At 60.5% G+C, this 16571-nt stretch carries 17 protein-coding genes; 9 read left to right on the top strand and 8 right to left on the bottom strand.

From position 1 onward, the window contains the following. Positions 1-5 precede the first annotated feature (5 nt). Positions 6-329: a DUF3392 domain-containing protein gene (locus tag ACEN8Z_RS01160; protein ID WP_007995458.1), complete on the top strand. Its 324-nt coding sequence runs from the start codon at positions 6-8 to the stop codon at positions 327-329. A gap of 118 nt (positions 330-447) precedes the next feature. On the opposite strand, the gene trmB is transcribed toward ACEN8Z_RS01160, so the two are convergent. The 4 genes from trmB to ACEN8Z_RS01180 all read right to left on the bottom strand — a co-directional run bounded on the left by trmB (position 448) and on the right by ACEN8Z_RS01180 (position 2690). Further along, positions 448-1173 (bottom strand): tRNA (guanosine(46)-N7)-methyltransferase TrmB, encoded by a 726-nt coding sequence (gene trmB / locus ACEN8Z_RS01165; protein WP_495596529.1) that lies wholly within the window; start codon positions 1171-1173, stop codon positions 448-450. 9 nt (positions 1174-1182) lie between these two features. Further along, positions 1183-1977, bottom strand: coding sequence for a thiazole synthase (locus tag ACEN8Z_RS01170; RefSeq protein ID WP_007975390.1), 795 nt, complete (start codon positions 1975-1977; stop codon positions 1183-1185). A gap of 60 nt (positions 1978-2037) precedes the next feature. Then, entirely contained in the window at positions 2038-2238 is a 201-nt protein-coding gene (gene thiS / locus ACEN8Z_RS01175) for a sulfur carrier protein ThiS (RefSeq protein ID WP_007953386.1), read from the bottom strand. An 83-nt stretch (positions 2239-2321) separates the two neighbouring features. Continuing rightward, positions 2322-2690 carry a DUF423 domain-containing protein gene (locus ACEN8Z_RS01180; protein ID WP_007995465.1) on the bottom strand — a complete coding sequence of 123 codons (369 nt, stop codon included), beginning with the start codon at positions 2688-2690 and terminating at the stop codon, positions 2322-2324. Positions 2691-2764: 74 nt separating this feature from the next. Between ACEN8Z_RS01180 and mtgA the strand changes: the two genes are divergently transcribed. Continuing rightward, entirely contained in the window at positions 2765-3487 is a 723-nt protein-coding gene (gene mtgA / locus ACEN8Z_RS01185; protein ID WP_495596530.1) for a monofunctional biosynthetic peptidoglycan transglycosylase, read from the top strand. A gap of 206 nt (positions 3488-3693) precedes the next feature. On the opposite strand, the gene rpoH is transcribed toward mtgA, so the two are convergent. From rpoH to ftsY, 4 genes are all read right to left on the bottom strand, one after another. Continuing rightward, on the bottom strand, positions 3694-4548 hold the full coding sequence (rpoH, locus tag ACEN8Z_RS01190) for an RNA polymerase sigma factor RpoH (protein WP_007975386.1): 855 nt from the start codon (positions 4546-4548) through the stop codon (positions 3694-3696). Between the two features lie 120 nt (positions 4549-4668). After that, entirely contained in the window at positions 4669-5691 is a 1023-nt protein-coding gene (gene ftsX, locus ACEN8Z_RS01195) for a permease-like cell division protein FtsX (RefSeq protein ID WP_495596531.1), read from the bottom strand. Next, positions 5688-6359, bottom strand: a complete 672-nt coding sequence (gene ftsE, locus ACEN8Z_RS01200) for a cell division ATP-binding protein FtsE (protein ID WP_007975383.1) — start codon at positions 6357-6359, stop codon at positions 5688-5690. The genes ftsX and ftsE overlap by 4 nt, the downstream gene beginning before the upstream one ends. Continuing rightward, positions 6356-7828, bottom strand: a complete 1473-nt coding sequence (gene ftsY, locus ACEN8Z_RS01205) for a signal recognition particle-docking protein FtsY (protein ID WP_495596532.1) — start codon at positions 7826-7828, stop codon at positions 6356-6358. Before ftsY ends, ftsE begins: the two co-directional genes overlap by 4 nt. A gap of 343 nt (positions 7829-8171) precedes the next feature. On the opposite strand from ftsY, the gene ACEN8Z_RS01210 reads away from it, so the two are divergent. The 7 genes from ACEN8Z_RS01210 (at position 8172) to ACEN8Z_RS01240 (ending at position 16453) form a co-directional block, all read left to right on the top strand. Further along, the gene (locus ACEN8Z_RS01210) at positions 8172-9527 is read left to right on the top strand and encodes a M16 family metallopeptidase (protein ID WP_442096277.1); all 1356 of its coding nucleotides are present in this window, start codon (positions 8172-8174) and stop codon (positions 9525-9527) included. Continuing rightward, entirely contained in the window at positions 9520-11010 is a 1491-nt protein-coding gene (locus tag ACEN8Z_RS01215) for a M16 family metallopeptidase (RefSeq protein WP_495596533.1), read from the top strand. Before ACEN8Z_RS01210 ends, ACEN8Z_RS01215 begins: the two co-directional genes overlap by 8 nt. Continuing rightward, positions 11010-11606 (top strand): 16S rRNA (guanine(966)-N(2))-methyltransferase RsmD, encoded by a 597-nt coding sequence (rsmD, locus tag ACEN8Z_RS01220; protein WP_495596534.1) that lies wholly within the window; start codon positions 11010-11012, stop codon positions 11604-11606. Before ACEN8Z_RS01215 ends, rsmD begins: the two co-directional genes overlap by 1 nt. 126 nt (positions 11607-11732) lie before the next feature. Beyond that, positions 11733-13079, top strand: a complete 1347-nt coding sequence (locus tag ACEN8Z_RS01225; protein ID WP_495596535.1) for a M16 family metallopeptidase — start codon at positions 11733-11735, stop codon at positions 13077-13079. Continuing rightward, a complete protein-coding gene (locus tag ACEN8Z_RS01230; protein ID WP_495596536.1) occupies positions 13072-14517 on the top strand; it encodes a M16 family metallopeptidase in 1446 nt (481 codons plus the stop codon). Before ACEN8Z_RS01225 ends, ACEN8Z_RS01230 begins: the two co-directional genes overlap by 8 nt. A 97-nt stretch (positions 14518-14614) precedes the next feature. Then, entirely contained in the window at positions 14615-15610 is a 996-nt protein-coding gene (locus ACEN8Z_RS01235) for a hydrolase (RefSeq protein ID WP_495596537.1), read from the top strand. A gap of 3 nt (positions 15611-15613) precedes the next feature. Then, positions 15614-16453: an AraC family transcriptional regulator gene (locus ACEN8Z_RS01240; RefSeq protein ID WP_495596538.1), complete on the top strand. Its 840-nt coding sequence runs from the start codon at positions 15614-15616 to the stop codon at positions 16451-16453. The last annotated feature ends 118 nt before the right edge of the window (positions 16454-16571 follow it).

Raw genomic sequence — 16571 nt, forward strand, 5'->3', positions numbered from 1 at the left:
ATCGAATGGATTTGGTACTCGACCTGCTTGCCACCGTGTCTCGCTGGAGCCGCAGCAACCTCTCGGAAATCGCCCTGGCCCTGGTGGGCTGCCTGCTGGTGCTGTTTGGTGCGGATTTCAAAGGCTGGGTCGAGCAGCGTCTGGGCAGCATCGCCGGCGCCTTGCGCGTGCCACTGATGTCCCTGCTGTGCATGATTGGCAGCGGCGCGGCGCTGATCTACGCCACACCATGGATCGTGCGCGGCTTGAGCCAGTTCAACAACTACAGCCTCGCGCCGGTGTTGCTGGTGGTGTTGGTGTTGATTGGCGTAGTCGCCGACCGCCGCTGACTTCAGCTACACCAAACAACCACTGTAGGAGCGAGCTTGCTCGCGATGATCGTTAACGAAAACGCGGGGCATCTGGAGCCCCGCGTTGTTCTCTGGTTTTTCGCGAGCAAGCTCGCTCCTACGACTGCTTCTCGAACTTCAAATCCCACACGCCATGCCCAAGACGTTCGCCACGGCGTTCGAACTTGGTGATCGGCCGTTCGGCCGGGCGCGGTACGCACTTGCCGTCTTCGGCGAGGTTGCGGTAACCCGGCGCAACGTTCATCACTTCCAGCATGTATTCGGCGTACGGTTCCCAGTCGGTGGCCATGTGCAGAATGCCGCCGACCTTCAACTTGCTGCGTACCAGCTCGGCGAAGGACGCCTGAACGATACGGCGCTTGTGGTGACGGCTCTTGTGCCACGGGTCCGGAAAAAACAGCATCAGGCGATCGAGGCTGTTATCGGCCACGCAGCGGCTGAGCACTTCGATGGCATCGCAATCGTAGACCCGCAGATTGGTCAAACCCTGGGTCAGCACACCATTGAGCAGCGCCCCGACACCCGGACGGTGAACCTCGACGCCGATGAAATCCTGATCCGGCGAAGCGGCTGCCATTTCCAGCAGCGAGTGGCCCATGCCAAAACCGATTTCCAGCGAGCGCGGTGCCGAGCGACCGAACACCTGGTCGAAGTCCACCGGCGCATCGGCCAGCGGCAGCACGTACAGCGGCGCGCCCTGCTCCAGGCCGCGTTGCTGGCCTTCGGTCATGCGCCCGGCGCGCATCACAAAACTCTTGATGCGGCGGTGTTGGCGCTCGTCGCCTTCTTCCGTCTGGATTGGCGTGTCGTTCGATTCAGTCATCAATGGCTCTTACTTGATCAGACCATCCAGCGGCGAAGAGGCGCTGGCATAGAGTTTTTTCGGCATACGGCCGGCGAGGTAAGCCAGGCGGCCTGCGACGATCGCATGTTTCATGGCTTCAGCCATCATGACCGGCTGCTGGGCGTGAGCGATGGCCGAGTTCATCAGCACAGCATCACAACCCAGTTCCATGGCAATGGTGGCGTCGGAAGCAGTACCGACACCGGCATCCACCAGTACCGGGATTTTGGCTTCTTCGAGGATGATCTGCAGGTTGTATGGATTGCAGATCCCCAGACCCGAACCAATCAAACCCGCGAGCGGCATGACGGCGATGCAGCCGATTTCCGCCAGTTGCCGGGCGATGATCGGGTCATCACTGGTGTAGACCATCACGTCGAAGCCTTCCTTGACCAGCGTTTCGGCGGCCTTGAGGGTTTCGATCACGTTGGGAAACAGGGTTTTCTGGTCGGCCAGCACTTCCAGCTTCACCAGGTTGTGTCCATCGAGCAGCTCACGGGCCAGACGGCAAGTGCGCACGGCTTCGATGGCGTCGTAGCAACCGGCAGTGTTCGGCAGGAAGGTGTAGCGATCCGGCGACAGCACTTCGAGCAGGTTCGGCTCGCCCTCGATCTGGCCGAGGTTGGTACGGCGCACGGCGAAAGTCACGATCTCGGCACCCGAGGCTTCGATGGCCAGGCGGGTTTCTTCCATGTCACGGTACTTGCCGGTACCGACCAGCAAACGCGACTGGTAAGTACGACCGGCCAGGACGAAAGGCTTGTCGCTACGAACGATGCTCATGGGAAATCCTCTGTAGGGGTGAGGTACTTGCAGAATTCTGTGGCCACTCGGCCGAGACTACTAGCCGCCGCCGATGGCGTGCACCACTTCGACGTTGTCGCCGTCGTTCAACGTGGTGTCTGCATGCTGACTGCGCGGGACGATATCCAGATTGAGTTCGACCGCCACCCGGCGTCCGGTCAGGTCCAGACGGGTCAGCAGGGCCGCAACGGTTTCACCGTCGGGCAGTTCAAAGGATTCGCCGTTCAACTGAATGCGCATGCCGGATGCCGCCATCATTTTTAGGGGCAGGCATTCTAGCTTGATCATGACCTAAAGGTCAGCAACAAGCGTCAAGCGGTAGGTTACAAACGCCAGGCGGCCAGGCCCAGGCAAAACCAGCCCACCAGGAAGGCCAGGCCACCGAACGGGGTGATGATGCCGAGCTTGCTGATGCCCGTCAGCGTCAATACATACAGGCTGCCGGAGAACAGCAGGATACCGATGGCAAACGATGCGCAGGCCCAAGTGGCGAGTCGACCGGGAATTTGCGTGGCCAGCGCGGCGACACCGAGCAGCGCCAGGGCATGCACCAGTTGATAGGTGACGCCGGTATGGAAGATCGCCAGGTACTCGGCGCTCAGGCGGCTTTTCAGGCCGTGGGCGGCAAAAGCCCCGAGACCGACACCGGTGAAGCCGAAAAAAGCGGCCAGCATCAGAAAGCCACGCAGCATGCAGAACTCCAGTCAGTTTCGATCCAAAGGGTCTGTATAATGGCCCGCTCAACGGGTTCGGCCAAGCCATCTCTATGCTGCGTATCTATTTTCGTCGTTTCACCAAGGCCGTACTCTGGTTCATGGGTGGCAGCGTATTGCTGGTGCTGATATTTCGCGTGGTGCCGCCACCAGGGACGGCGTTGATGGTCGAGCGCAAGATCGAATCCTGGTTTGACGGCGAACCCATCGACCTGCAACGGACCTGGAAACCCTGGGACGAGATCTCCGACGACCTGAAGGTGGCGGTGATTGCCGGCGAAGACCAGAAATTCCCGGAGCACTGGGGCTTCGATATCGGCGCGATTCAGGCGGCGTTTGCCCACAACGAGCGCGGTGGTTCGATCCGTGGCGCCAGCACCCTGAGCCAGCAAGTCTCGAAAAACCTGTTCCTGTGGTCTGGCCGAAGCTGGCTGCGCAAAGGCCTGGAAGCCTGGTTCACCGGGCTGATCGAAGTGTTCTGGCCCAAGCAGCGGATTCTTGAGGTGTACCTCAACAGTGTCGAGTGGGATGACGGTGTGTTTGGCGCCGAAGCGGCGGCCCGGCATCACTTTGGCGTGAGCGCTAAAGGCCTCAGCCGCCAGCAGTCGAGCTTGTTGGCCGCCGTACTGCCCAATCCTCGTGTGTGGAGTGCGAGCCATCCAACCACCTACGTTTCACGTCGGGCCGGCTGGATTCGGCGGCAGATGAGCCAGTTGGGCGGGGACAGCTATCTGGTCGGGCTGAACGATTCGCGCCGGGCGCCTTGGTCCCAATAACACAGAAGATCCCCTGTGGGAGCGGGCTTGCTCGCGAAAGCGGTGTGTCAGATATCATTTATGTCGACTGACAGAACGCCTTCGCGAGCAAGTCGAATCGTCGCACCGCCGCTCCCACATTTGCTCTGTGGTGTACCAGGGATCATCAGCACAAACAAAAACACCCCGATCAATGATCGGGGCGTTTTTTATTGCCAGGTCGCCGGTTACGCGGCGATCGACAACTTGAGCTTGTTCATCGCGCTCTTCTCGAGCTGGCGAATACGCTCGGCCGACACGTTGTACTTCTGCGCCAGGTCGTGCAGCGTGGCTTTTTCTTCCGCCAGCCAGCGCTGGTAGAGGATGTCACGGCTGCGGTCGTCCAGCACTTCCAGCGCTTCGTGCAGATTGTGGTTGGAGTTGTCGCTCCAGTCGGCATCTTCCAGTTGACGGGCCGGGTCGTACCGGTGGTCTTCCAGATAGTTGGCCGGCGACTGGAAAGCACTGTCGTCGTCCGCTTCGGCAGCCGGGTCGAAGGCCATGTCATGGCCAGTCAGGCGGCTTTCCATCTCGCGCACTTCCCGAGGCTCTACACCCAGGCTTTCTGCCACGCGATGGACTTCCTCGTTGTTCAACCAGGCCAGGCGCTTCTTCTGGCTGCGCAGGTTGAAGAACAACTTGCGCTGGGCCTTGGTGGTCGCGACTTTCACGATGCGCCAGTTGCGCAGGATGAACTCGTGGATTTCCGCCTTGATCCAGTGCACGGCAAAGGACACCAGGCGCACGCCCATTTCCGGGTTGAAGCGTTTCACGGCCTTCATCAGGCCAACGTTGCCTTCCTGGATCAGGTCAGCCTGAGCCAGGCCGTAGCCGGAATAGCTACGGGCGATATGTACAACAAAACGCAGGTGGGCGAGCACCATCTGCCGAGCCGCCCCCAAATCCTGCTCATAATAGAGACTCTCGGCCAGTTCACGCTCCTGCTCCGGCGACAGCAATGGAATGCTGTTGACGGTGTGCACATAGGCCTCCAGGTTCGCACCCGGGACCAGAGCATATGCAGGTTGCAAAGAATTGGTCATACGAAAAAACCTCCGACTTACAAACTCGTGCAGTTCAGCACTGCGAAAATTGACCGGAAACCGAAAGACAAGTTCCCTAAAACCCAAAAACGCTGAAAGGTCAATACGAGCAAAATGATACTACTTAGGCGCAAGCTCCCTCAGGTGGCGTGCGACTGCAATCCATGCACCGATATACCCCAACAGCACCGCGCCAAGCAAGAGAGACAGACCATCGGCAACTGGCACTCCAGCCAGCGCAAAATCACTGCCGTACAATCCGGCCAGCCCAACCACCGCGTCGTTCAGCCAGTCAAGACCGAACGCCAGTACGCCCCAAGACAGAATCCCCGCACCGAAGCCATACAGCGCACCCATATATAGAAAGGGCCTGCGTACATAGCTGTCTGTGCCGCCGACCAGTTTAATCACTTCTATCTCTGTGCGGCGGTTTTCAATATGAAGACGAATGGTATTGCCTATCACCAAAAGTAATGCAGAAACCAGGAGCACGGTCAGACCGAAGACAAAACGGTCACCCAGCTTGAGGATGGCTGCCAGGCGCTCGACCCAGACTAAATCAAGTTGTGCCTGTTGTACCTTCGGCAGCTCGGATAGTTTTTGTCTTAATGCTTCAAGGGCCGGCTTGTCGACTTCGGTCGGCGTCACCAGCACCACGCCCGGCAGCGGATTCTCCGGCAATTCCTTGAGCGCCTCGCCCAGACCGGACTGTTGCTGAAACTCTTCCAGCGCCTGCTCCCGACCCACATATTCGGCATCGGCCACGCCAGGCATGCCCTTGATCTGATCGCGCAGCGCTTCGCCTTCAGCCGGTTTTGCCTCAAGGTCCAGATACAGGGAAATCTGCGCCGCGCGCTGCCAGGACCCGCCCAGACGCTCGACGTTACTTAGCAAAAGTGACAGCCCCATGGGCAAACTCAGGGCCACAGCCATCACCATGCAGGTGAAAAAACTGCCGATGGGCTGCTTGCCCAGGCGACGCAGGCTGTCCACCAGGCTGGCGCGATGGCTTTCGATCCAGGCGCGGAACAGCGTGGCGAAGTCCGGACCGTCATCATCGTCGTGTTTTTTCTTGGTCGGTTGCGGATCCGCGGCCTTGGGGGCCACGCGCTCGGAAACCTTTGGACTGCGTGTCGCACTCATACGGCCGCCTCCCCGTCACCGATCAATCGACCACGTTGCAGCGTCAGCATGCGATGGCGCATACGGGCGATCAGGGCCAGGTCGTGACTGGCGATCAGCACGCTGGTACCCAGGCGATTGATATCTTCGAATACACCCATGATTTCGGCGGCCAGACGCGGGTCGAGGTTACCGGTCGGTTCGTCCGCCAACAGCAAGGCCGGGCGATGGACGATGGCGCGGGCGATGCCGACGCGCTGCTGCTGACCGGTGGACAGGTCGCCCGGGTACAGATCGGTTTTATCCGACAGCGCCACGCGCTCCAGTGCCGAGTCCACGCGCTTGGCGATCTCGGCCTTGGACAGACCCAGGATCTGCAAAGGCAACGCAACGTTATTGAACACCGTGCGATCGAACAGCAACTGGTGATTCTGGAACACCACGCCGATCTGCCGACGCAAGAAAGGAATCTGCGCGTTGCTGATGGTGCTCAGGTCTTGCCCGGCGAGCAGCAACTTGCCGCTGGTCGGACGCTCCATCGCCAGCAACAGGCGCAATAGCGTGGATTTACCGGCGCCGGAATGGCCGGTGACAAACAAGAACTCGCCACGACGGACTCGAAAGCTCAGCTCATGCAAGCCGACGTGACCGTTCGGGTAGCGCTTACCGACCTGTTCGAAACGAATCATGAACGCTCCCGCTCGGCAAACAATGCCTGGACAAAGGGTTCTGCTTCAAAGGTACGCAAATCGTCGATGCCTTCGCCGACACCGATGTAGCGGATTGGCAAGCCAAACTGCTTGGCCAGGGCGAAAATCACCCCACCCTTGGCGGTGCCGTCGAGTTTAGTCAAAGCCAGGCCGGTCAATTCGACGGTCTGGTTGAATTGTTTCGCCTGGTTGATGGCGTTCTGGCCGGTACCGGCATCGAGGACCAGCAACACTTCGTGCGGCGCGTCGGCATCGAGCTTGCCGATCACCCGGCGAACCTTTTTCAACTCTTCCATCAGGTTGTCTTTGGTGTGCAGGCGACCAGCGGTGTCGGCGATCAGCACATCGATGCCACGGGCCTTGGCGGCCTGCACGGCGTCGAAAATTACCGAGGCCGAGTCGGCGCCAGTGTGCTGCGCGATCACCGGAATCTTGTTGCGCTCGCCCCAGACCTGCAATTGCTCCACCGCCGCGGCGCGGAAGGTGTCGCCAGCGGCCAGCATGACTTTCTTGCCTTCCAGCTGCAGTTTCTTGGCCAGCTTGCCGATAGTGGTGGTCTTGCCGGCACCGTTGACGCCAACGACCAGAATCACGAACGGCTTGTTCTGTGAGGAGACTTTCAGCGGCTGCTCGACAGGCTTGAGCATGGCGGCCAGCTCGGCCTGCAGGGATTTGTACAGGGCATCGGCGTCGGCCAGCTCTTTGCGCGCAACCTTCTGCGTCAGACGCTGAATGATCACCGACGTGGCTTCGACACCCACGTCGGCGGTCAGCAAACGGGTTTCGAGGTCTTCGAGCAGTTCGTCATCGATGACCTTTTTGCCCAGAAACAGGCTGGCCATGCCTTCGCCAATACTGGCGCTGGTCTTGGACAGACCCTGCTTGAGGCGGGCGAAGAAACCGGCTTTGGTTTCTTCGATGCGTACGGGCTCGACCCGGGTTTCGACGGGAGCGGGAACGGAAGCCGGGGCGGCGGCGACCGGGGCAACCGGTTCGGTTACAACCGATACAGGCGCAGGCGCGGCCACAACGACTGGCGCCACAACCGGCTCGACCACAGGTGCATGAACCGGCGCAGGCGCAAACGCAGCCGGGGCCGGAATCGGCGGGGTCACGTGGGGCGCCAGATCATCTTCGACCAGCGCCACGGGCTCTTCTGCCACGGGCAAGGTCAGCCATGGCTCGGCAGTCGGTGTCAGCGGCGCTTCGATGATTTCGTTGGCTGGCTCGGCGACAGTCTCGGCCTGCGGTTGCAATACCGGCTCGGCAACCGGCAGAACAACCGGCGCGGGCGCATCTATTACCGGAGCCGGAGCTGGCGCAGGTTCAGGAACGGGTTGTGGCTGTTCGACGACGGGTTCCTGCGGCTTTTTGCGCAGCCATCCGAACAGGCTTTTCTTCTCGCCAGCCGCAGCTGGGGTCTTCTTGTCGTCGTTGGAACCAAACATGGAGGACGGCTATCTCACGGTAGCGACGCGCCAATGGCGCCTCGGCAAATAAAAATTCGATGCAGAACAGACTGCGATTGACGCAGCTTGTTCACGCGCAACATTTTGTCGAGGTGAACAACGCCACCTCAAGGAAACGATTTCACACGGGACAGATGCGGCAAAATCGGCGAAAAAGCGGAGTTTAGCTGATAAATATCCACACTCCGTCGCAAACCCATACAACCTGATCAAACATGAGTGCCTGATAGGCGTGGCCGCCAGTAAAACGGATCAGTATCCTAGCACCCTCTCGCCCGCTGACGCTAAGAACAAGCGGGCAGCCCCAAAGGTTTAAAAACGAATGAATGCTCTTGCCCGCCGCGCCGCAGGCCTGCTCCTCAGCACAGTTTTCCTGCCCCTTTCGGCCATGGCCGCCGACCCGCAACCCACCCACGAATTCACCCTCGACAACGGTCTGAAGGTGATCGTACGTGAAGACCACCGTGCGCCCGTGGTGGTTTCCCAGGTCTGGTACAAGGTCGGCAGCAGCTACGAGACGCCGGGTAACACCGGTCTGTCCCACGCCCTGGAACACATGATGTTCAAGGGTAGCGAGAAAGTCGGCCCCGGCGAAGCCTCGCTGATCCTGCGCGACCTCGGCGCCGAAGAGAACGCATTCACCAGCGACGACTTCACCGCGTACTACCAGGTGCTGGCCCGCGATCGCCTGGGCGTAGCCTTCGAACTGGAAGCCGACCGCATGGCCAGCCTGCGCCTGCCGGCCGACGAGTTCGCCAAGGAAATCGAGGTCATCAAGGAGGAACGTCGCCTGCGCACCGACGACAAGCCGATGTCCAAGGCCTACGAGCGCTTCAAGGCCATGGCCTACCCGGCCAGCGGCTATCACACGCCGACCATCGGCTGGATGGCCGACCTTGAGCGGATGAAAGTCGAAGAACTGCGTCACTGGTACCAGACCTGGTACGTGCCGAACAACGCCACGCTGGTGGTAGTTGGCGATGTCACCCCGGACGAAGTCAAAACCCTGGCCCAACGCTACTTTGGCCCGATCGCCAAGCGTGATGTGCCGGCCGCGAAAAAACCGCTGGAGCTGGCCGAACCCGGCGAGCGCCAGATCACCCTGCATGTGCAAACCCAACTGCCAAGCCTGATGCTGGCCTTCAACGTACCGAGCATTGCCACCACCGAAGACAAACGCCTGGTCAATGCCCTGCGCCTGATCTCGGCGCTGCTCGATGGCGGCTACAGCGGACGCATCCCGACGCAACTGGAGCGCGGAGAAGAACTGGTGTCTGGCGGTTCGTCGAGTTATGACGCCTACACCCGTGGCGACAGCCTGTTTACCCTGTCGGCATCGCCAAACACACAGAAACACAAGACCATCGCCCAGGCGCAAGCCGGTTTGTGGAGGCTGCTCGACCAGCTGAAAACCACTGCACCAACCGCCGAAGAGCTGGAACGCGTACGCGCACAAGTCATTGCCGGCCTGGTCTACGAGCGCGACTCGATCACCAGTCAGGCCACGGCCATCGGCCAACTGGAAACCGTCGGCCTGTCATGGCAACTGATGGACACCGAACTGGCCGACCTGGAAAGCGTGACCCCGGAAGATATCCAGAAAGCCGCCAAGCTGTATTTCACCCGCGAACGTCTCAGCGTCGCCCATGTACTGCCTCTGGAGACGACTCATGAGTGAGCGTAAACCCTCCCGCCTGGCCTTGATCGGCCTGGTCGCCGTCGCCATTATCGGTTCCGCCGCGTTCTATTTGTCGCGCCCTGGCCAAACCAATGCCAGCGAAGCCCTGGACAAGGCCAAGGCCAGCCAGAAACTGCAATCACTGACCGAACTCAATGGCAAGGCACCGGACCACCGCAAGCTGGACGTGCAGACCTGGAACACCGCCGAAGGCACCAAGGTGCTGTTTGTCGAAGCCCATGAGCTGCCTATGTTCGACATGCGCCTGATCTTCGCTGCCGGCAGCAGCCAGGACGGCGATGCACCGGGCGTGGCGGTGTTGACCAACGCCATGCTCAACGAAGGCGTGGCCGGTAAAGACGTCGGTGCCATTGCCCAGGGTTTCGAGGGCCTGGGCGCCGATTTCGGCAACGGCGCTTATAAGGACATGGCAATCGCTTCGCTGCGCAGCCTGAGTGCCAAGGACAAGCGCGAGCCGGCCCTGAAGCTGTTCGCCGAAGTCATCGGCAAGCCGACTTTCCCTGCAGATTCGCTGGCCCGCATCAAGAACCAGATGCTCGCCGGTTTCGAATACCAGAAACAGAACCCCGGCAAACTGGCCAGCCTGGAGCTGATGGACCGCTTGTACGGTGATCACCCGTACGCGCATTCCAGCGACGGCACGGCGAAAACCGTGCCGGCGATTACCCTGGCGCAACTGCGTGCTTTCCACGAGAAAGCCTATGCGGCCGGTAATGTGGTGATCGCGCTGGTCGGTGACCTGTCCCGCGCAGAAGCCGAGGCGATTGCCGCACAGGTTTCCGGCGCACTGCCCAAAGGCCCGGCCTTGCCGAAAATCGCACAACCTGGCGAACCCAAGGCCAGCGTCGGCCATATCGAGTTCCCGTCCAAGCAGACCAACCTGATGCTCGCGCAACTGGGCATCGACCGTGACGATCCGGACTACGCCGCGTTATCCATGGGTAACCAGATCCTCGGCGGTGGCGGCTTCGGCACCCGGTTGATGAGTGAAGTGCGCGAGAAGCGCGGTCTGACTTACGGCGTGTATTCGGGCTTTACCCCGATGCAGGTACGCGGTCCGTTCATGATCAACCTGCAAACCCGCGCCGAGATGAGCGAAGGCACCCTGAAACTGGTGCAGGACGTGCTCGCCGACTACCTTAAAACCGGTCCGACCGAAAAAGAACTCGACGACGCCAAGCGCGAACTGGCCGGCAGCTTCCCGCTGTCCACCGCCAGCAACGCCGATATCGTCGGCCAACTGGGCGCCATCGGTTTTTACAACTTGCCGTTGAGTCACCTGGAAGACTTCATGCAACAGTCCCAGGCCTTGACCGTCGAGCAGGTCAAAGCCGCCATGAACAAACACCTGAGCACGGACAAAATGGTCATCGTCAGCGCTGGCCCGACCGTGCCGCAAAAGCCGTTACCGGCCCCTACTGATAAACCTTCCGAGCAGCCGCTCGGGGTTCCGGAGCATTAATGGCCAGTCCAAAAAAACCCGCCAAAAACGTCCACAACGGCGTGAACCAGCTGCGCATCATCGGCGGCGAGTGGCGCAGCCGCAAGTTGAGCTTCCCCGACGCCCCAGGCCTGCGCCCGACGCCAGACCGGGTGCGTGAAACCCTGTTCAACTGGCTCGCACCTTATGTGCCGGGCGCCAAGGTGCTCGACCCGTTTACCGGTAGCGGCGCGCTGTTCCTCGAAGCACTGTCCCGTGGCGCGGCCATGGGCCAGGCGCTCGACGCCAGCAACATCGCGGTGTCCAGCCTGAAGGAGCACCTGGGCACCCTGCGGTGCACCAACGGCCAGGTCCAGACCGCCGACGCCCTGCGCTATCTGGAAACCCAGACAGCAACGGCCTACGACCTGGTATTCCTCGATCCGCCGTTCAACCAGAACCTGCTGCCCGCCGTTTGCAAGTTGCTCGAAGAGCGCCAATGGCTGGCCGAAGATGCCTGGGTGTACACCGAAAGCGAGTCCGCCCCTTCGACCCTGGGCCTGCCGGAGAACTGGCGCCTGCACCGGGAACAGAAATCCGGGCGCGTGTACTACTCGCTGTGGCAACGAAGCGCCTGACACTCCGGCGAGATGACGGCTCCCGAGTCGATTGCGGAGTGCACTACATAGTTACCGCCTGACACCTTTGCGGATGATCCACAGTGGTTTGCGCAAATACCTGCAAACCACTGAGGATGTACACGGATGAACATCTCCCGCAGCACGTTGGTGCTGTCCTTTATCGCCTGGTTGCCGCTCATGGCTGCCGCGGCATCAAACCCTGCAACACAAGACTTCTTGCTGGATAACGGTCTCAAGGTTGTCGTGCGCGAGGACCACCGCTCCCCCATCGTCACCGCCCAACTCTGGATAAAGGTCGGTTCAAGCTACGAACCACCCGGTCAGTCGGGCCTGTCCCACGCCCTCGAACACATGGTGTACAAGGGCAGCAGCAAAGCCTGCGCCGGAGAATTCTCGGTGATATTGGAGAAGCTTGGCGCCAGTGAAAACGCTTCGACTGGCACGGACTACACAACCTTTTACCAGACATTGCCCTCCTCCCGGACAGGTGTCGCTTTCGAAATACTGGCCGACCTGATGAGTACGGCCGAGCTGGATGCACAGGACTTCGCGCCAGAGCTCAAGGTCATTCAGGAGGAGCGCCGGATGCGCGTTGATGATGAAATCGCCGCGTCGGCTCACGAACGACTGAACAGCATCGCCTACCCGGCCAGCGGCAACCGCACCCCGACGCTTGGCTGGATGCACGACCTGCAGCGAATGAATGCCGTTCAATTGCAGCAGTGGTATCAGGCCTGGTACTCGCCGGACAATGCCACGCTGGTGGTCGTTGGCGATGTTACGCCTGAGCGGATCAAGGCGCTGGCACAGCAGTACTTCGGCCACCTGCAGCGGCGTGTGACACCTGTGGCGCTTGCCCCCCTCGAGCTGGCTTCTGCCGGTGAACGATCGCTGACCCTGCACGAACCGGTGGCGTCCCCGCGCCTGATCATGAGCTTCAACGCGCCCAGCCTGGCCACGGCACTGGATCGTCGGACCGCCCATGCCCTGCGCTTGCTCAATATGTTACTGGCCGGATCCAGTAGCGCGCGGATCAAACAGCAACTGCAACTGAGCGAGGCGATATTCACTGAGGCCCACTCAGAGTACGTCGCCTTCAATCGCGGCGATTCGTTGCTGACCATCACCACACAACTCAATCCGGACAAGCTCAACGACCCTGACGAAGCCCTCGCCCGTCTGTGGCAAGTGATCGAGTCACTGAAAAGCAAGGCACCGGAACCGGCAGAACTGGAGCGCGCGAAAAACCTCCTGATCGCTAACACGGTTTATGCGCAGGATGATCTGGAAAGGCAGGCTTACAACCTGGGCCTGCTGGAAACCATTGGCCTGAACTGGCAGCTAGCCGATCAGGATACGGATGAGCTGAACAAGGTCACGCCCCTGGATATTCAACAGGTCGCGAAGACTTACCTGACGCGTGAGCGCCTGAGTACCGCGAAAATCTTGCCGGAGAAAAACAATGGATAAGCTCAAAGGCCTCATCAATGGATTGATCATGGCCGGCATGCTGTTGAGTGCTCAGGCCCATGCCGCTGCAATCACGGCGCTCCAGAAACCAGTGCTGCAATCGCTCAATGAACCACAGACTCCGGCTATCCAGCGCACGCTGTCGATCAAGGGCTACAAAACTCTCAGCGAAACGAAGATCCTGTTCATCCGCACCCCTGGTCTGCCGATGTTTGATGCCTTGGTGAGTTTTGCTGCCGGCAGCGCCCACACCCCGCATCAACCCGGCCTGGCAGCGGTGACCTTCAGCCTTTTGAATGAGGGTGTGGCGGGCAAGGACGTCAACGCGATACAGGCGACGTTCGATAATCTGGGTGCAAGGCTGGGTATGGATATAAGCCAGGATCGGAGCCTTTTTTCCCTGCGCAGCCTCAGCGACGAAGCCCGGCGCACTCCGGCCCTGGAACTGTTTGCCCAGGTACTCGGCAAGCCGTTGCTGCCTGAGGAGTCCTTGCCTGCGGTGAAATCCCAGTTGCAGTATTTTCTGGACCTTGAAGATCAGTCCCATGCCGCTCAAGCCCAAGAAGCCAATCTCGGCCAGATGTTTCCCGACCACGGCTATGCTCAGTCCCTCTACGGAACCCGGGCCGGGCTTGCCTCCATTACCCGCACTCAAGCGCAAGACTTTCATCGCGAGGCTTATGCCGCAGGCAATGCCCAGATCACACTGGTCGGCGACCTCACCGAGGAAGAAGCCCAGCGCATCGGTGCACAGATATCCGCGGCCTTGCCCCTGGGGCCGGCCACTGCCGCGATCCAGTCAGCGACAAGTCCAACGGCCCCGAGTCTGCTGCGTATTGAGCGACCATCGACCCAGGCTTACCTGCGCCTTGCCCAGCCAAGTGTCCTGCGGAGCAGTCCGGACTACGACGCGCTGCAGATGGCCATGCGGGTTTTCACCAAGCGACTGAGCAATGAACTCCGTGAACGCCGAGGCCTGACCTACCATGTTGAAGCCGACCTCTCAGCCCTTCAGGCACAAGGGTTGCTGACCATTGAATTGCAGACCCCACCAGAGCAAGCCGATGCCGTGATGACCCATATCAAGACGATGTTCAGCGACTTCCTCGCTCAAGGGCCGACCCAACAGGAACTCGACGATATCCAACAGCATTTGGCCGGTAGCGCACCATTGGGCCGCGCTACCAATGCGCAGATTTTGAGCCAGTTGTACAACATTGGCGTCCATGATCTGCCACTGGATCTCGACTTTTCCACACAAGCTGCCTTGAAGCTGAACCTCGCATCAATCAAGAACGCGCTCAACCGGCATCACCACGCCGACCAATGGCGCGTTGTCATCCTGGGGCCAAAGACAGATCAGCAGCCGCTACCAGCTCCAATCGAAAGCGCAACCAATACCATGTGTCGCGCACCTGGCAAGATTGTGGCAAGTTAGTTACCCACGACGACGCGGTCGCGGCACTGTCCCGCCGCGTCTTCGGACAGATTCATGGTCACTTTCCCCGAGAATAGCTGTGCACCGGCACCCCGCAATGTCCCAACGGCCGTCCTTCACCCCCGCCTTCGGCCTCAGCAATCCGCACTTGCAAACCTTGTGGGGGCCGCTGTGGCGAAAAACCGTGCACATCGAACGCGAGCGAGAACGCTTGTGGCTTGAGGATGGCGACTTCCTCGACCTCGACTGGCACGGTCCACACAGCGCCGCGGCGCCGTTGGTGCTGGTGCTGCACGGGCTGACCGGTTCATCGAATTCGCCTTACGTGGCCGGTATGCAAAAAGCCCTGGGCGACCGAGGCTGGGCCAGCGTCGCGCTGAACTGGCGCGGTTGTTCGGGCGAACCCAACCTGTTGCCGCGCAGCTACCATTCTGGTGCCAGCGAAGACCTGGCCGAAACCATCAGGCACTTGCGGGCCAAACGACCTCTCGCGCCACTGTATGCAGTGGGTTACTCCCTGGGCGGCAATATCCTGCTCAAGCATTTGGGCGAGACCGGCAGCGATAGCGACTTGATGGGCGCCGTGGCGGTGTCGGTGCCGTTCCGCCTGGACCATTGCGCCGACCGCATCGACCAGGGTTTCTCAAAGGTCTATCAGGCGCATTTCATGCGCGAGATGGTCGCCTACATCAAGAACAAGCAGCGCCAGTTCCAGCACGATGGACGCGAGGATGGCCTGGCCGCATTGGCCGCGCTTGGCTCGCTGGAAAACATTCGCACGTTCTGGGATTTCGATGGCCGGGTTACCGCGCCGCTGAACGGTTTTGTCGATGCCGAGGATTATTATCGCCGCGCCTCGAGCCGCTACTTCCTCGGCGAAATTCGCACGCCAACCTTGATGATACAGGCCGCCGACGACCCCTTCGTGTTTCCCCACAGCCTGCCGCACGTCGATGAGTTGTCCACGTGCACGCAATTCGAGCTGCAGGCCAGGGGAGGGCATGTCGGCTTCGTCGACGGCACGCTCAGGCAACCCGGTTACTACCTTGAGCGGCGCATCCCCGAGTGGCTGGCCGCCGTAGGGCGCGCTTGAATCATGGGCGCAAATCAAGGCGAGTCGATCCACTTCTGGCAAACCCCGCCACTGGCCGGGGTCGAGTTGTTGTCCGCCCGCTACATCGATCATCGTTTCGCGCCCCATGTGCATGACGGCTATGTGATCGGCATGATCATGGCCGGTGCCCAGCGCTATCGCTATCGCGGTGCCGAACACCTCGCGGGCAGCGGCACGCTGGTGCTGATCAACCCCGATGAATTACACACCGGTCACAAAGGCACCGAGGATGGCTGGCTTTACCGGGCGTTTTATCCCGACAGCGGGCAGATAACCTCGCTACTGGCCGAACTCGAACTGCCAACCCATCACCTGCCGGCCTTCGGTGCCACGCTGTATCGCGATCAGGATCTGGTGAACGGCTTCTGCCAACTCCATCGCTTGCTGGAAAGCCCGGCCACCGCATTGCAGCAACAAACGGTCTGGCGCGAACTGGTGCTGTCGCTGCTGCAGCGTCATGCGGCGGTGCCCGATGCCGATAGACCCGGCAAGGAACACCGGGCCGTGAGCCTGGCCAAGGAATTGCTGCACGCACAACTGGCAGCTCCGCCCTCACTGGAGGCGCTGGCGGCGGCGGTCAATCTCTCGCCATTCCATTTCGCCCGGGTGTTCCGCCGGGCCACCGGCATGCCACCGCACACCTGGCTGATGCAACAGCGCATCGCCCGGGCCCGGGCGCTGCTGCAAAGTGGTTGTCTGCCGCTGGAAGTCGCGACGCAACTGGGGTTTGCCGATCAGAGCCATCTGAGCCGGCAGTTCAAGCAAGTGTATGGGGTTGGACCGGGGGCGTATCGCAGTGCAAAACGGGGACACGAGGCTTAACGAAATCTCACAAACACCATCCATCCCTGTGGGAGCGAGCTTGCTCGCGATGGCGGCTTAACAATCAGCATCAATATTGAATGTGATGGCCCCATCGCGAGCAAGCTCGCTCCCACAG

Source organism: Pseudomonas sp. Pseusp10 (assembly GCF_059492225.1).

Coding starts and splice junctions, on each gene's coding strand:
- ACEN8Z_RS01160 (WP_007995458.1), top strand. CDS start 6: ATGGATTTGGTACTCGACCTGCTTGCCACCGTGTCTCGCTGGAGCCGC.
- trmB (WP_495596529.1), bottom strand. CDS start 1,173: ATGACTGAATCGAACGACACGCCAATCCAGACGGAAGAAGGCGACGAG.
- ACEN8Z_RS01170 (WP_007975390.1), bottom strand. CDS start 1,977: ATGAGCATCGTTCGTAGCGACAAGCCTTTCGTCCTGGCCGGTCGTACT.
- thiS (WP_007953386.1), bottom strand. CDS start 2,238: ATGCGCATTCAGTTGAACGGCGAATCCTTTGAACTGCCCGACGGTGAA.
- ACEN8Z_RS01180 (WP_007995465.1), bottom strand. CDS start 2,690: ATGCTGCGTGGCTTTCTGATGCTGGCCGCTTTTTTCGGCTTCACCGGT.
- mtgA (WP_495596530.1), top strand. CDS start 2,765: ATGCTGCGTATCTATTTTCGTCGTTTCACCAAGGCCGTACTCTGGTTC.
- rpoH (WP_007975386.1), bottom strand. CDS start 4,548: ATGACCAATTCTTTGCAACCTGCATATGCTCTGGTCCCGGGTGCGAAC.
- ftsX (WP_495596531.1), bottom strand. CDS start 5,691: ATGAGTGCGACACGCAGTCCAAAGGTTTCCGAGCGCGTGGCCCCCAAG.
- ftsE (WP_007975383.1), bottom strand. CDS start 6,359: ATGATTCGTTTCGAACAGGTCGGTAAGCGCTACCCGAACGGTCACGTC.
- ftsY (WP_495596532.1), bottom strand. CDS start 7,828: ATGTTTGGTTCCAACGACGACAAGAAGACCCCAGCTGCGGCTGGCGAG.
- ACEN8Z_RS01210 (WP_442096277.1), top strand. CDS start 8,172: ATGAATGCTCTTGCCCGCCGCGCCGCAGGCCTGCTCCTCAGCACAGTT.
- ACEN8Z_RS01215 (WP_495596533.1), top strand. CDS start 9,520: ATGAGTGAGCGTAAACCCTCCCGCCTGGCCTTGATCGGCCTGGTCGCC.
- rsmD (WP_495596534.1), top strand. CDS start 11,010: ATGGCCAGTCCAAAAAAACCCGCCAAAAACGTCCACAACGGCGTGAAC.
- ACEN8Z_RS01225 (WP_495596535.1), top strand. CDS start 11,733: ATGAACATCTCCCGCAGCACGTTGGTGCTGTCCTTTATCGCCTGGTTG.
- ACEN8Z_RS01230 (WP_495596536.1), top strand. CDS start 13,072: ATGGATAAGCTCAAAGGCCTCATCAATGGATTGATCATGGCCGGCATG.
- ACEN8Z_RS01235 (WP_495596537.1), top strand. CDS start 14,615: ATGTCCCAACGGCCGTCCTTCACCCCCGCCTTCGGCCTCAGCAATCCG.
- ACEN8Z_RS01240 (WP_495596538.1), top strand. CDS start 15,614: ATGGGCGCAAATCAAGGCGAGTCGATCCACTTCTGGCAAACCCCGCCA.